This is a genomic window from Streptomyces sp. NBC_01013 (genome assembly GCF_045162765.1).
Classification (GTDB): domain Bacteria; phylum Actinomycetota; class Actinomycetes; order Streptomycetales; family Streptomycetaceae; genus Streptomyces.
The window spans coordinates 6543506-6556167 of sequence record NZ_CP108687.1 but is presented as its reverse complement, the minus strand read 5'-3'; the positions used below and the strand labels follow the sequence as shown (position 1 = coordinate 6556167).

15 protein-coding genes are annotated in these 12662 nt (G+C 70.6%); 6 read left to right on the top strand and 9 right to left on the bottom strand.

Going from position 1 to position 12662, the window contains the following annotated elements; translation table 11 throughout:
- Positions 1 to 11: 11 nt before the first annotated feature.
- The 4 genes from OG538_RS28575 to OG538_RS28560 form a co-directional block, all read right to left on the bottom strand.
- The gene (locus OG538_RS28575) at positions 12 to 530 is read right to left on the bottom strand and encodes a SixA phosphatase family protein (protein WP_406098331.1); all 519 of its coding nucleotides are present in this window, start codon (positions 528 to 530) and stop codon (positions 12 to 14) included.
- A 74-nt stretch (positions 531 to 604) separates the two neighbouring features.
- Positions 605 to 802 (bottom strand): hypothetical protein, encoded by a 198-nt coding sequence (locus tag OG538_RS28570; protein ID WP_406098330.1) that lies wholly within the window; start codon positions 800 to 802, stop codon positions 605 to 607.
- Positions 803 to 950: 148 nt separating this feature from the next.
- A complete protein-coding gene (locus OG538_RS28565; RefSeq protein WP_326740547.1) occupies positions 951 to 1061 on the bottom strand; it encodes an SGM_5486 family transporter-associated protein in 111 nt (36 codons plus the stop codon).
- A gap of 26 nt (positions 1062 to 1087) precedes the next feature.
- Positions 1088 to 2374, bottom strand: a complete 1287-nt coding sequence (locus OG538_RS28560) for a CynX/NimT family MFS transporter (protein ID WP_406098329.1) — start codon at positions 2372 to 2374, stop codon at positions 1088 to 1090.
- 121 nt (positions 2375 to 2495) lie between these two features.
- On the opposite strand from OG538_RS28560, the gene OG538_RS28555 reads away from it, so the two are divergent.
- On the top strand, positions 2496 to 3170 hold the full coding sequence (locus OG538_RS28555) for a FadR/GntR family transcriptional regulator (protein WP_406098328.1): 675 nt from the start codon (positions 2496 to 2498) through the stop codon (positions 3168 to 3170).
- Between the two features lie 32 nt (positions 3171 to 3202).
- On the opposite strand, the gene OG538_RS28550 is transcribed toward OG538_RS28555, so the two are convergent.
- From OG538_RS28550 to fabG, 3 genes are all read right to left on the bottom strand, one after another.
- Positions 3203 to 3592, bottom strand: a complete 390-nt coding sequence (locus tag OG538_RS28550) for a hypothetical protein (RefSeq protein ID WP_406098327.1) — start codon at positions 3590 to 3592, stop codon at positions 3203 to 3205.
- 326 nt (positions 3593 to 3918) lie between these two features.
- Positions 3919 to 4686 carry an enoyl-ACP reductase FabI gene (gene fabI / locus OG538_RS28545; RefSeq protein ID WP_406098326.1) on the bottom strand — a complete coding sequence of 256 codons (768 nt, stop codon included), beginning with the start codon at positions 4684 to 4686 and terminating at the stop codon, positions 3919 to 3921.
- A gap of 5 nt (positions 4687 to 4691) precedes the next feature.
- A complete protein-coding gene (fabG, locus tag OG538_RS28540; protein WP_406098325.1) occupies positions 4692 to 5411 on the bottom strand; it encodes a 3-oxoacyl-[acyl-carrier-protein] reductase in 720 nt (239 codons plus the stop codon).
- Between the two features lie 325 nt (positions 5412 to 5736).
- Between fabG and OG538_RS28535 the strand changes: the two genes are divergently transcribed.
- The 3 genes from OG538_RS28535 to tyrS all read left to right on the top strand — a co-directional run bounded on the left by OG538_RS28535 (position 5737) and on the right by tyrS (position 10061).
- The gene (locus tag OG538_RS28535; RefSeq protein WP_406098324.1) at positions 5737 to 7260 is read left to right on the top strand and encodes a TldD/PmbA family protein; all 1524 of its coding nucleotides are present in this window, start codon (positions 5737 to 5739) and stop codon (positions 7258 to 7260) included.
- Positions 7261 to 7342: 82 nt separating this feature from the next.
- Positions 7343 to 8737 (top strand): metallopeptidase TldD-related protein, encoded by a 1395-nt coding sequence (locus OG538_RS28530; protein ID WP_406098323.1) that lies wholly within the window; start codon positions 7343 to 7345, stop codon positions 8735 to 8737.
- Positions 8738 to 8792: 55 nt separating this feature from the next.
- Complete coding sequence (gene tyrS / locus OG538_RS28525; protein ID WP_406098322.1) at positions 8793 to 10061, top strand: tyrosine--tRNA ligase; 1269 nt, start codon at positions 8793 to 8795, stop codon at positions 10059 to 10061.
- 85 nt (positions 10062 to 10146) lie between these two features.
- On the opposite strand, the gene OG538_RS28520 is transcribed toward tyrS, so the two are convergent.
- Complete coding sequence (locus OG538_RS28520) at positions 10147 to 10422, bottom strand: GlsB/YeaQ/YmgE family stress response membrane protein (protein WP_356322510.1); 276 nt, start codon at positions 10420 to 10422, stop codon at positions 10147 to 10149.
- A gap of 241 nt (positions 10423 to 10663) precedes the next feature.
- Here OG538_RS28520 and OG538_RS28515 point away from each other — a divergent pair, with 241 nt between their 5' ends.
- Together OG538_RS28515 and OG538_RS28510 are read left to right on the top strand one after the other, a co-directional pair.
- Entirely contained in the window at positions 10664 to 11041 is a 378-nt protein-coding gene (locus OG538_RS28515; protein ID WP_406098321.1) for a DUF3099 domain-containing protein, read from the top strand.
- Positions 11042 to 11262: 221 nt separating this feature from the next.
- Complete coding sequence (locus tag OG538_RS28510) at positions 11263 to 11523, top strand: hypothetical protein (protein ID WP_406098320.1); 261 nt, start codon at positions 11263 to 11265, stop codon at positions 11521 to 11523.
- A 12-nt stretch (positions 11524 to 11535) separates the two neighbouring features.
- On the opposite strand, the gene moaA is transcribed toward OG538_RS28510, so the two are convergent.
- Entirely contained in the window at positions 11536 to 12525 is a 990-nt protein-coding gene (moaA, locus tag OG538_RS28505) for a GTP 3',8-cyclase MoaA (RefSeq protein ID WP_406098319.1), read from the bottom strand.
- Positions 12526 to 12662 lie beyond the last annotated feature (137 nt).

The window sequence follows — 12662 nt, the reverse complement described above, 5'->3', positions numbered from 1 at the left end:
AGCCGGGGCGGTCAGTCGTTCGGCGTCCAGTACTCGACGAGCTTGCCGACTCCGTGCTCCACACTCTTCCAGGTGCCGGGGATCTCGACCACTGCGAAGGCGGAGGTCGGGAACGCGCCGTGGCTCATCCGGGCCAGGGTGTCGCCCTGCGCCGAGCCCGCCAGGGCGTCGGCGACGGCATGCATGCCCGGGTTGTGGCCGATCACGAGCAGATCGCGGACCTCGTCGGGGGTCTCGTTGATCAGGGCGATCAGCTCACCGAGAGAGGCCTCGTAGAGCCTCTCCTCGTACACGGTCCTGGGGCGCTCCGGCATCTCGTGCACGGCCAGCTTCCACGTCTCGCGCGTCCTGGCCGCGGTCGAGCAGAGGGCCAGGTCGAAGACGATCCCGGAGTCGGCGAGCTTGCGGCCCGCCACGGGGGCGTCCTTGCGGCCGCGCTCCGCGAGCGGCCGCTCATGGTCGGAGTCCTGCGACCATTCCGCCTTTGCATGCCTGAGAAGGACGATTTTGCGAGGTGTATCGACGCTCATACACCTCAGCTTCGCATGAAATGTGCCACCTGGCGCAGGGTGTTGGAGGGCTCGCCCGCCCAGGCTTCCGGGCATCAGCGGGTCAGCAGCTCCACGATCCGCCCCAGCAAGCGGCCCACCGCGGGATCGCCCGTGGCGGCGTGTGCCTGGCCCGGTCCGGCGATCAGCAGCAGCAGGGCGCCGAAGGCCACGGCGGGCAGCGCGACGGCCCACCACGGCAGCCGGACCTCGACGCCGGCCGTGGCCGAGCGGGTGTGCGTACGGGTCGGCATGTCCGCCTCCGTGGGTGCTGGATTCCGATACCCAGAACCTACGGATCGGTGGGCGCCGCTCCCATCCGGTGACCCACCCACTTCACCCTGACCCTGGCCCCCTAAGGGATGGTGGGGCCAGCCCCACCCTCACACCGGGAGCCGCGCGTCAGGGGGAGGCGATGGAGGCGATGATGCCGACGACGACCGTGATCAGCAGCATCGTCCCGAAGACGAGGAGCAGCTTCTTCTGACCGTTCTGGGGATTCGGATCGAGCACAGGAGACATGGCTCCAGTCTCGCATCTCAGCATTCGTCCTCGATCGTCCGGTCCCGGCCGGCCAGGATGCCCGCCACCATCTGCGGCACCATCAGGGCCGCCATGAGCGCGATCGGCAGCCCCCATCCACCGCTGTGCTGGTAGAGGACGCCCACCAGGAGCGGGCCGGGGATCGAGATCAGGTAGCCGGTGGACTGGGCGAAGGCGGACAGCCTGACCACTCCGGCGCCGCTGCGCGAGCGCATGCCGATCATGGTGAGGGCGAGCGGGAAGGCGCAGTTCGAGATGCCCAGGAGCAGCGCCCAGACCCAGGCACCGCCGGAGGGGGCGAGGTAGAGGCCCGCGTAGCCGATGAGGCCGCATGCGCCGAGGAGGACGACGATCGGCCCCTGGTTCCTCATCCGGGCGGCGACCCTCGGGATGACGAAGGCGAGCGGCACGCCCATGGCCATGGTGAGGGCGAGCAGGACACCCGCCGTTCCGGCCGAGACGCCGGCGTCGCGGAAGATCTGCGGCATCCACCCCATGGTGATGTAGGCGGCGGTGGCCTGGAGGCCGAAGAAGCAGGCGAGGGCCCAGGCGGTGCGGCTGCGGGTGATCCGGAGTGCGGGGACCTTCGGCCGGTGGGCCGCGGACTGCCCGGTGTCGCCGACGCGGTCCCGTACCAGTGGGATCCAGGGCAGGATCGCGACGGCGGCGAGGGCGGCCCAGACGCCGAGGCCGGCCTTCCAACTGCCGCCCATCGCCTCGGTCATGGGTACGGTCACGGCCGCGGCCAGCGAGGTACCGAGGGCCAGGGCCATGGAGTAGAGGCCGGTCATGGAGCCGACGCGGTCCGGGAACCAGCGCTTGACGATCACCGGCATCAGGACGTTGCTGACGGCGATGCCCATCAGGGCGAGCGCGCTCGCGGCGAGGAAGCCGGCCGTACCACCGACGAGGGGCCTGATCACCAGCCCCGCGGTGATGGCGACCATGCCCGCGCAGACGACCGCGCCCGGTCCGAAGCGGCGGGCCAGGCGGGGCGCCATGACACCGAAGACCGCGAAGCAGAGCGGCGGCACGGAGGTGAGGACCCCGGCGACGCTGCCGCTCATGTGCAGCCCGTCGCGCACCTCCACGAGGAGGGCGCCGAGGCTGGTGATGGCCGGGCGGAGGTTGAGCGCGGCGAGGACGAGCCCGACGGCGACCAGGCGGAACACCCAGGGTGCGGGGCCGGTGCCCTGTGCGGGCACCTCGACGCGGGAGGCCGCCGGTGCTGCGGTACCAAGGGTCCGGGTCAGGGTGCGGGGAGGGGTTTCGTCGTCATGCATGGGGCCATCATAGAATCATGGGATGATTGCTTGTCCAATCCTCTGAGAAGATTCGGATACCTCCGCGAGACGGCGGGGTGGCCGGCCCGCCACTCCTCCGCACACCCGAGCAAGGAGCACCATGGCGCTGACGTCCCCGCGGCGTTCGGCACTCGCCGACCAGGTGATTGCCCAGCTGAGGAACCAGATCACGTCGGGCGAGTGGCCCGTGGGTTCACGCATCCCCACCGAACCCGAGCTGGTCGAGCAGCTGGGGGTCGCCCGTAACACCGTCCGCGAGGCGGTGCGCGCGCTCGCGCACAACGGGTTGCTGGACATCCGGCAGGGCTCGGGCACCTACGTGGTGGCGGTGAGCGAGCTGGCGGGGGTGATGCACCGCAGGTTCGCGTCCGCCGATCCGCGCCATGTGGCCGAGCTCCGCTCGACGCTGGAGTCGTCGGCGGCGCGCCTCGCCGCCGCGCGGCGCACCGACCGGGACCTGAAGCAGCTGGACGCGCTCATGCGGCGGCGCGAGGAGACCTGGGCCGCGGGCGACGCCGAGGCGTTCGTGGCAGCGGACGCCACGCTGCACCTGGCCGTGGTCGCCGCCTCGCACAACGAGGTGCTGACCGGCCTGTACGCCGACCTGGGCGATCTGCTGAAGGATTACCTGCGGGACGACATCGGCCACGAGCTGCGGCCGGAGAACCACATGGACCACAGCCGGCTGGTCGAGGCGATCCGGGCCGGCGACGCGGAGACGGCGGCGGCGGAGGCCGCGAGCCACGCGCTGAGCTGCCTGGTGGACCCGGCCTGAGGGCTGATCCACAAGGAATCGCGGGACAGCCCTCAGGGGCTCTCCCCACTCTTCTCGCCGGCGTGGGTGACCCAGGCGGAGCGGACCTCTTTCCAGCAGCGGTCGTCCAGCCGTACGGTCCGGCCCGGGCCGACGGAGACCGGCTTGGAGTCGGCGTCGATGTCCCACCAGCGGGTGCATTCGGTGTGCAGCTGGACGCGGTCGGTCGAGGGGTACGGGTTGTGGCAGTAGGCGACGACCCGGGAGCCCTTCACCGACGTACGGCATTCGGCGCCGGAGGGTTCGGGCTCGGGCGCGGACGGCTCGGACGCGCCCGCGGCTCTGACGTGCTCGGCCACGTACAGGCCGACGGGCACGAACAGCCCGGCGACGAGTGCGGAGGCCGCCAGCAGGGTTCGGGTTCGGTGACGAGTGCCGCGCACAGCGATCTCCTCCCCTCGGGCCTGTCGGCAGATCGAGGCCGGGCCACGACGCCCGGGCACACGGCACCTCGCCGCTGCCCGTACGCCCTGACACCTCCGCGATGAGGACACCCCGACGTCTCGCGGTGCACCGCACCGGTCGCCGCGCCCCATCCGACCCTGATCCGCCGGACAGGCTTCAGCCTGACCAGAAGTCCGGTTCCTCCACATTCTGCGGTGGATCGACCAGCTTTTCGACCTGAGCGCCGAGAGGCCGGGCGGGGCAAGGAAAACGGCCGCGCACCGCCTCGGGAGAGGCGGTGCGCGGCCGGAGTGGTGCGGAGCGGTCAGGCGCCGATCATGTGCACGCCACCGTCGACGTGGATGATCTCACCCGTCGTCTTCGGGAAGAAGTCCGAGAGCAGCGCGACGATGGCACGGCCGGCCGGCTCCGGGTCGGACATGTCCCACGCCAGCGGGGAACGCGTGTTCCACACCTCGGCGAGGTCACTGAAGCCCGGGATGGACTTGGCGGCCATCGAGCCGAGCGGTCCGGCGGACACCAGGTTGCAGCGCAGGCCCTCCTTGCCCAGGTCGCGGGCGAGGTAGCGGGAGGTGGCCTCCAGCGCGGCCTTGGTCGGGCCCATCCAGTCGTACTGCGGCCAGGCGAACTGGGCGTCGAAGGTGAGTCCGACGATCGAACCTCCGTCGCTCATCAGCGGCTTGCACGCCATGGCGAGCGACTTCAGCGAGAACGCCGAGACGTGCATCGCCGTGGCGACCGACTCGAACGGGGTGTTGAGGAAGTTGCCGCCGAGGGCGTCCTGCGGGGCGAACCCGATGGAGTGGACGACCCCGTCGAGCGAGCCCAGCTCGTCCTTCACCAGGCCGGCGAGCCGGTCCAGGTGCTCGGCGTTGGTCACGTCCAGCTCGATGACCTTGGCCGGCTTGGGCAGCTTCCGCGCGATGCGCTCCGTCAGCGTGGGCCGCGGGAAGGCGGTCAGGATGATCTCCGCGCCCTGCTCCTGGGCCACCTTGGCGGTGTGGAACGCGATGGACGACTCCATCAGCACCCCGGTGATGAGGATGCGCTTGCCGTCGAGAATTCCGCTCATGGTGATCAGTGACCCATGCCCAATCCGCCGTCAACGGGGATGACGGCTCCAGTGATGTACGACGCGTCGTCGGAGGCGAGGAAGCGCACCGCGGCGGCGATCTCCCCGGGCTGCGCGTAGCGGCCGAGCGGCACCTGGGCCACGATGCCCTTGCGCTGCTCCTCGGTGAGCACCTGCGTCATGTCGGTGTCGACGAAGCCGGGCGCGACGACGTTGAAGGTGATGTTGCGCGAACCGAGCTCGCGCGCCAGAGACCTGGCGAAGCCGACCAGACCGGCCTTGGACGCGGCGTAGTTGGCCTGTCCCGCCGAGCCGAGGAGACCGACGACGGAGGAGATGAGGACGACGCGGCCCTTCTTGGCGCGCAGCATGCCGCGGTTGGCGCGCTTGACGACCCGGAAGGTGCCGGTGAGGTTGGTGTCGAGTACGGACGTGAAGTCGTCCTCGGACATCCGCATCAGCAACTGGTCCTTGGTGATACCGGCGTTGGCGACCAGCACCTCCACGTTGCCGTGCTTCTCCTCGATCTCCTTGTAGGCCTGCTCCACCTGCTCGGCATCGGTGATGTCGCACCGGACCGCGAGAACACCGGCCTCGGTGAGCGCCACGGGCGGCTCGCCGGAACGGTAGGTGATCGCGACCTTGTCGCCGTTGTCGGCGAAAGCGCGGGCGATGGCGAGGCCGATGCCCCGGTTTCCTCCGGTGACGAGAACCGAGCGGCTCAACGGATCACCCTTTCGATAGCGGTCTGGTACCTCGAAAACCTATCGGTACCTCCCGCTCCACGAGGAATCGGCCCCTGACAGCGCCTTCCCCCGGTCACTGTGGGATTCCTACAGTGACCGACCGGCCGGGCCTCCCGGCCGTCCGGGCGCGATCGCAGTCGCGGCGCGGAATGATCCCGTGGGTGGACCTGCCGGAGGGGGCGGTCCCGGCTTCCCGTACCCGGCGACTGCCGCCGAGGGCGGGATCGAGCCAGCGCCCCCGGCGGCCCGGGTGCGCGTGATTCACTGCGGAGACATTGCGCAGAGGTGGAGAAGGGAAGGCCCCGTGCCCCATGAGGTAGATCAGTCGTTCCTGGCCCTTCCGCTACGGGCCCTGGCCGACGCGGCGCTCGCCCGCGCGCGGGCCCTGGGGGCGGTGCATGCGGACTTCCGCCTGGAGCGGGTGCGCAGCGCCACCTGGCGGCTGCGGGACGCCCGGCCCGCCGGATCGTCGGACACCACCGATCTCGGGTACGCGGTGCGGGTGGTGCACGGCGGGGCGTGGGGGTTCGCCTCCGGGGTGGACCTGACGATGGACGCCGCGGCGAAGGTGGCCTCGCAGGCCGTCGCCATGGCGAAGCTGTCGGCGAAGGTGATCGCGGCGGCGGGGTCGGACGAGAGGGTCGAGCTCGCCGACGAGCCGGTGCACGGGGAACGGAGCTGGGTGTCGGCGTACGACGTCGACCCCTTCGGCGTACCGGCCGAGGAGAAGGCGGGCCTGCTCGCCGAATGGAGCGGCCGGCTCCTGGGGGCGAAGGGCGTCGCACATGTGGACGCCTCCCTGACGACCGTTCACGAGAACAAGTTCTACGCGGACACGGCGGGCACCGTCACCACCCAGCAGCGGGTGCGGCTGCATCCGCAGTTCACCGCGGTCGCCGTGGACGCGACGACCGGTGAGTTCGACTCGATGCGCACGATCGCGCCGCCGGTGGGACGCGGCTGGGAGTACCTGACCGGGACCGGCTGGGACTGGGACGCGGAGCTGGAGAGCATCCCCGGGCTGCTCGCCGAGAAGATGCGGGCTCCGAGCGTCGAGGCGGGGTCGTACGACCTGGTGGTCGACCCCTCCAATCTGTGGCTGACCATCCATGAGTCGATCGGCCACGCCACCGAGCTGGACCGCGCCCTGGGGTACGAGGCGGCGTACGCCGGGACCTCGTTCGCCACCTTCGACCAGCTGGGCAAGCTCGCGTACGGCTCCCCGGTGATGAACGTGACGGGCGACCGCACGGCCGAGCACGGGCTCGCGACGATCGGGTACGACGACGAGGGCGTCGAGGCGCAGTCCTGGGACCTGATCAAGGACGGCACTCTGGTGGGCTACCAGCTGGACCGCCGGATCGCGAAGCTGACGGGTCTGGGCCGGTCCAACGGCTGCGCGTACGCGGACTCGGCGGGGCGCGTCCCCGTACAGCGCATGGCGAACGTGTCGTTGCAGCCGGATCCGGGCGGGCTCTCCACGGAGGACCTGATCGGCGGGGTGGAGCGCGGGATCTATGTGGTCGGCGACCGGTCCTGGTCCATCGACATGCAGCGGTACAACTTCCAGTTCACCGGACAGCGCTTCTTCCGGATCGAGAACGGCAGGCTGGCCGGGCAGCTGCGCGACGTCGCCTACCAGGCGACGACGACGGACTTCTGGGGCTCGATGGAGAAGGCCGGCGGCCCGCAGACGTACGTCCTGGGCGGCGCCTTCAACTGCGGCAAGGCCCAGCCGGGACAGGTCGCGGCCGTCTCGCACGGCTGTCCCTCCGCCCTCTTCCGAGGCGTGAACATCCTCAATACGACGCAGGAGGCCGGACGATGAGCAGCATCCACGGAACCGGCCGGGGGTCCGGGGGTCGCCCCCCGGGAAGGCACAGTCTCAATACGACGCAGGAGGCCGGACGATGAGCCGCGTCAGCAAGCCGCACGAGATCGTCGAGCGCGCACTCGAACTGTCCACCGCCGACGGCTGTGTGGTCATCGCCGACGAGGAGTCGTCGGCGAATCTGCGCTGGGCGGGCAACGCGCTCACCACGAACGGGGTGGTCCGGGGACGCACCCTGACCGTCATCGCCACCGTCGACGGGTCCGAGGGTGCCGCCTCGGGTGTCGTGTCCCGGTCGGCCGTCACCGCGGCCGATCTGGAACCGTTGGTGCGGGCCGCCGAGGCCGCCGCACGCGGGGCCGGCCCGGCCGAGGATGCGCAGCCGCTGGTCACCGGGGTGGCGGACTCCCCCGACTTCACGGACGCGCCCGCGGAGACGGGACCGGACGTGTTCGCCGCGTTCGCCCCCGCGCTCGGGGACGCTTTCGCCCGGGCCCGCTCCGGGGGCCGTGAGCTGTACGGCTTCGCCAACCACGAGATGACCTCGACGTATCTGGGGACGTCCACGGGGCTGCGGCTGCGCCACGACCAGCCGAACGGGACGCTGGAGCTGAACGCCAAGTCGCCCGACCGGACCCGTTCGGCCTGGGCGGGGCGCTCGACCCGCGACTTCAAGGACGTCGACCCGGCCGAGATGGATACGGAGCTGGCACAGCGGCTGGTCTGGGCAGAGCGCCGGATCGATCTGCCCGCCGGGCGGTACGAGACGCTGCTGCCGCCGACCGCCGTCGCCGACCTGCTGATCTACCAGCTGTGGTCGGCGACCGCCCGGGACGCCGTCGAGGGCCGGACCGTGTTCTCGAAGCCGGGTGGCGGGACCCGTCTCGGCGAGACCCTGTCACCGTTGCCACTGACCCTGCACAGCGACCCGAACGCGCCGGGGCTCGAATCCGCGCCGTTCGTCATCGCGCACTCCTCCGGGGACGGCGCGTCGGTCTTCGACAACGGGCTGCCGCTGGGCCGGACCGACTGGATCAAGGACGGCCGGCTCGACCGGCTGACGACGACCCGGCACACGGCCGGCCGGACCGGACTGCCGCTCGCCCCGGCGATCGACAACCTCCTGCTGGAGGGCGGGGGTGAGCAGTCCCTGGACGACATGGTCGCGGCGACCACCGGCCGGGGCCTGCTGCTGACCTGCATGTGGTACATCCGGGAGGTCGACCCGGCGACGCTGCTGCTGACCGGACTGACCCGTGACGGGGTGTATCTCGTGGAGGGCGGCGAGGTCGTGGGCGAGGTGAACAACTTCCGCTTCAACGAGTCCCCCGTGGACCTGTTGTCGCGGGCCACCGAGGCGGGCCGCACGGAGAGGACGCTGCCGCGTGAGTGGGCCGACTGGTTCACCAGGGCCGCGATGCCCGCGCTGCGCATCCCGGACTTCAACATGAGCTCGGTGAGTGCGGGCGTGTGACCCGCCTAGACTGAGCGGGTCATCATCCCCATACATCACGAGGAGCACCGGAACCGTGACGGACATCGTCGACGAGCTGAAGTGGCGCGGGCTGTTCGCCCAGTCCACTGACGAGGACGCACTGCGCAAGGCTCTCGCGGACGGCCCGGTCACGTTCTATTGCGGCTACGACCCCACCGCGGCGAGTCTGCACGTCGGCCATCTGGTGCAGGTGCTCACGATGCGCCGGCTCCAGCAGGCCGGTCTGCGGCCGCTCGCCCTGGTGGGCGGGGCCACCGGCCAGATCGGTGACCCGCGGCCGACCGCCGAGCGCACGCTGAACGACCCGGAGACGATCGCCGCCTGGGTGGCGCGGCTGCGGTCCCAGATCGAGCCGTTCCTGTCCTTCGAGGGCGAGAACGCCGCGGTCATGGTGAACAACCTGGACTGGACCGCGGGCATGTCCGCGATCGAGTTCCTGCGGGACATCGGCAAGCACTTCCGGGTCAACAAGATGCTCACCAAGGAGTCCATCGCCCGGCGACTGGAGTCCGACGAGGGCATCAGCTACACCGAGTTCAGCTACCAGCTGCTCCAGAGCATGGACTTCCTGGAGCTGTACCGGCGCCACGGCTGCACCCTCCAGCAGGGCGGCAGTGACCAGTGGGGCAACCTCACCGCGGGCCTCGACCTGATCCACCGCCTGGAGCCGGGCGCCGAGGTCCACGCGCTGGCGACCCCGCTGATGACGAAGGCGGACGGCACCAAGTTCGGCAAGTCCGAGAGCGGCGCCGTCTGGCTCGACCCGGAGATGACCACGCCGTACGCGTTCTACCAGTTCTGGCTGAACGTGGACGACCGCGACATCTCCCGCTACATGCGCATCCTCAGCTTCCTGAGCCCCGCCGAACTGGAGGAGCTGGAGAAGGTCACCGAGGAGCGGCCCCAGGCGAGGGCGGCGCAGCGCGCGCTGGCCGAGGAGCTGACGACGCTGGTGCACGGCGCGGAGCAGTGCGCCGCGGTCATCGCCGCTTCGAAGGCGCTGTTCGGTCAGGGCGAGCTCGGCGGACTGGACGAGGCGACGCTCGGCGCCGCGCTCTCCGAAGTGCCGCACGCGCAGGTCACCGAGCTCGGTCCGCTGGTCGACCTGCTGGTCGAGGTCGGTCTGGCGCCGAGCAAGTCGGGTGCCCGGCGCACGGTCAAGGAGGGCGGCGCCTACGTGAACAACGTGAAGGCCGTCGACGGCGAGGCCGCACCGGGCCGCGAGGAACTGCTGCACGGGCGCTGGCTGGTGCTGCGCCGGGGCAAGAAGAACCTGGCGGCGATCGAGGTCACGGCCGGCTGAGCCGTAGCCGCAGCACGACGGCGGGGCACCCATCATGGGTGCCCCGCCGTCGTGCTGTCCCGTGTGCGGGTCAGGTCTTCGCGGGTCAGGTCTTCTGCCTGGTACCCCGGATGGAGGCCCAGAGCATGTCACCGACACCGACCACCACCACGGCTCCGATCAGCTGGAGCACATGGCGCGTCCAGTCGATGCCCTTGGTGTCGTTGACGCCGATCCAGGTGGCGACAGCATTGCCGAGGATGCTGCCGATCATGCCGAAGATGACCGTCAGCCACAGTGGGATCTCCTGCTTCCCCGGCAGGATCGCCTTCGCGATCAGACCGAGCACCAGGCCCACGATGATTGCCCACAACCAGCTCATGTCGCCTCCTCGTGCGACGCGGTGTCGCGCACGGCCCAGTCTCGGCCTCGGCCCGGTACGCCGCATGTCGGGCAGGTCCGTACGTGCGAGGGGCGGCGGAGTGCACACATCCGGCGCGCCCCGGCCTCGTACCGGCGGGAAGCCGGGCGTACCGTGGGATCCGGTCCGGTCCGGGGAGCGTCCGGCGCAGGAGCGGAGAGTCTCCCCCAGTTCGTATGAGCTCGGGGAAGGGTGGTGGAACGTGTTGGGGAAGCAGAGCGGCGCGGAGGTCTTCCGGATCACGGGGGCGCGGCAGGGGCTCGCGGAGGATGTGCGCGGCCGACAGCGGCGCTATGTGATCTCGATGTCCGTGCGGACGGTCTCGGTGGTCGCGGCCGCGGTCCTGTGGAACGTGGAGCGCCATGTGGCGATCGTGGCGCTCGCGCTGGGGGTTCTCCTCCCGTACGTCGCGGTGGTCATCGCCAACGCGGGCCGGGAAAACAGCCCGTCGCTTCCCTCGACCTTCGTGCCGGCGGCCACGCGGCCCGTTCTGGGTGCCGCGCCCGCGGCCGGTCCGGCGGAGCCGGGTCCGGAATCCGGACGCGTTTTCCGAAGCCCGGACCCGAACGGACACGGGTGAGCCCGGGGCGGCCCAAGCTCAAGAAAAGCTCAGATCAATCATGAAGTTCCAGTGCACCGCACCCCGGTGTGCGTGACATACTTCGTGAGCGCTCCGCATCCCCCGTCGGAGCGACGGACCGACGCCGGGCAGCTCCCCCCGTGGCTGCTCGGCGTCGCCATTTCTCCGGCGGGGAGATGCCGCAGGGTTCGCCGTCCTGGTCAGCCCTTAGGGTTGAGTCCGTGAACTTCCCCGGATCCGGTCCCGATACGGCGAGCGCTGCCGCCACCGCCCCCGTCTGCTCGGCCAAGGGTTGCCGTGCCGATGCCGTATGGGTGCTGGCCTGGAACAACCCGAAGCTGCACACTCCGGAGCGCCGCAAGACCTGGCTGGCCTGTGACGAGCACCGGGAGCATCTCTCGTCGTTCCTCGGGGTGCGGGGCTTCCTGAAGGACGTGGTGACGCTGGCCGACTGGGAGTCGCAGGACTCACCGCCCGCGTAGCGGCTTACGGCGCTACCCGCCGATGGCCGACATCGGGCGGTCCGGCTGGAGGAACGACGGGTCGTCGAGGCCCGAGCCGGCCTTCTTGCCCCACATGGCGAGCTTCCAGAGCCGGGCGATCTCCTCGTCCGGTGCCTCGGAGCGCAGGGCCCCGCGCAGGTCGGTCTCCTCGCGGGCGAACAGGCAGGTGCGCACCTGTCCGTCGGCGGTGAGCCTGGTGCGGTCGCAGGCGCGGCAGAACGGCCGGGTGACCGAGGCGATGACGCCCACCCGGTGGGGTCCTCCGTCCACGAGCCAGCGCTCGGCGGGGGCGGAACCGCGCTCGCCGTCCTCCTCGGCGGTGAGGGCGAAGCGGGTACGCAGTGACTGGAGGATGTCGCCTGCCGTGATCATGCCGTCGCGCTTCCAGCCGTGCTGGGCGTCGAGCGGCATCTGCTCGATGAAGCGGAGCTCGTAGGCGTTGTCCACGGCCCAGGCGAGCAGGTCGGGCGCCTCGTCGTCGTTGAGTCCCGGCATCAGGACGGTGTTGACCTTGACGGGCGTGAGGCCGGCGTCGCGGGCGGCTTCGAGTCCGGCCAGGACGTCGTGGTGGCGATCGCGGCGGGTGAGGGTCTTGAAGACCTCGGGGCGCAGGGTGTCCAGGGAGACGTTGACCCTGTCCAGGCCCGCGGCCTTGAGCGCGGCAGCGGTCCGCTTGAGCCCGATGCCGTTGGTCGTGAGCGACATCCTGGGGCGGGGTGTCAGAGCGGCGCACTGTTCGACGATGGAGACGAGCCCGGGGCGCAGCAGCGGCTCTCCGCCGGTGAAGCGGACCTCGGTGATGCCGAGCTGCGTGACGGCGATGCGGACGAGCCGGACGATCTCGTCGTCACTCAGCAGGTCGGGCTTGGCAAGCCACTGCAGGCCCTCTTCGGGCATGCAGTAGGTGCAGCGCAGATTGCAGCGGTCGGTGAGAGAGACACGCAGGTCGGTGGCGACCCGGTCGTATGTGTCGATGAGCATGGTGGGCCCCCTCCCCCGGCGACTTCCCGGTTGCGGTATCTGACTCTTCCGAGACTACGCGAGACCTGTGACAACGGAGGGGCCCGTTTGGCACGAGGAACGGCGCGGCCGCGTCGTAGGACTGTACGACGCGGCCG

Coding starts and splice junctions, on each gene's coding strand:
- OG538_RS28555 (WP_406098328.1), top strand. CDS start 2,496: ATGGCGCTGACGTCCCCGCGGCGTTCGGCACTCGCCGACCAGGTGATT.
- OG538_RS28520 (WP_356322510.1), bottom strand. CDS start 10,422: ATGAGCTGGTTGTGGGCAATCATCGTGGGCCTGGTGCTCGGTCTGATC.
- OG538_RS28530 (WP_406098323.1), top strand. CDS start 7,343: ATGAGCCGCGTCAGCAAGCCGCACGAGATCGTCGAGCGCGCACTCGAA.
- moaA (WP_406098319.1), bottom strand. CDS start 12,525: ATGCTCATCGACACATACGACCGGGTCGCCACCGACCTGCGTGTCTCT.
- OG538_RS28575 (WP_406098331.1), bottom strand. CDS start 530: ATGAGCGTCGATACACCTCGCAAAATCGTCCTTCTCAGGCATGCAAAG.
- fabI (WP_406098326.1), bottom strand. CDS start 4,686: ATGAGCGGAATTCTCGACGGCAAGCGCATCCTCATCACCGGGGTGCTG.
- OG538_RS28560 (WP_406098329.1), bottom strand. CDS start 2,374: ATGCATGACGACGAAACCCCTCCCCGCACCCTGACCCGGACCCTTGGT.
- OG538_RS28570 (WP_406098330.1), bottom strand. CDS start 802: ATGCCGACCCGTACGCACACCCGCTCGGCCACGGCCGGCGTCGAGGTC.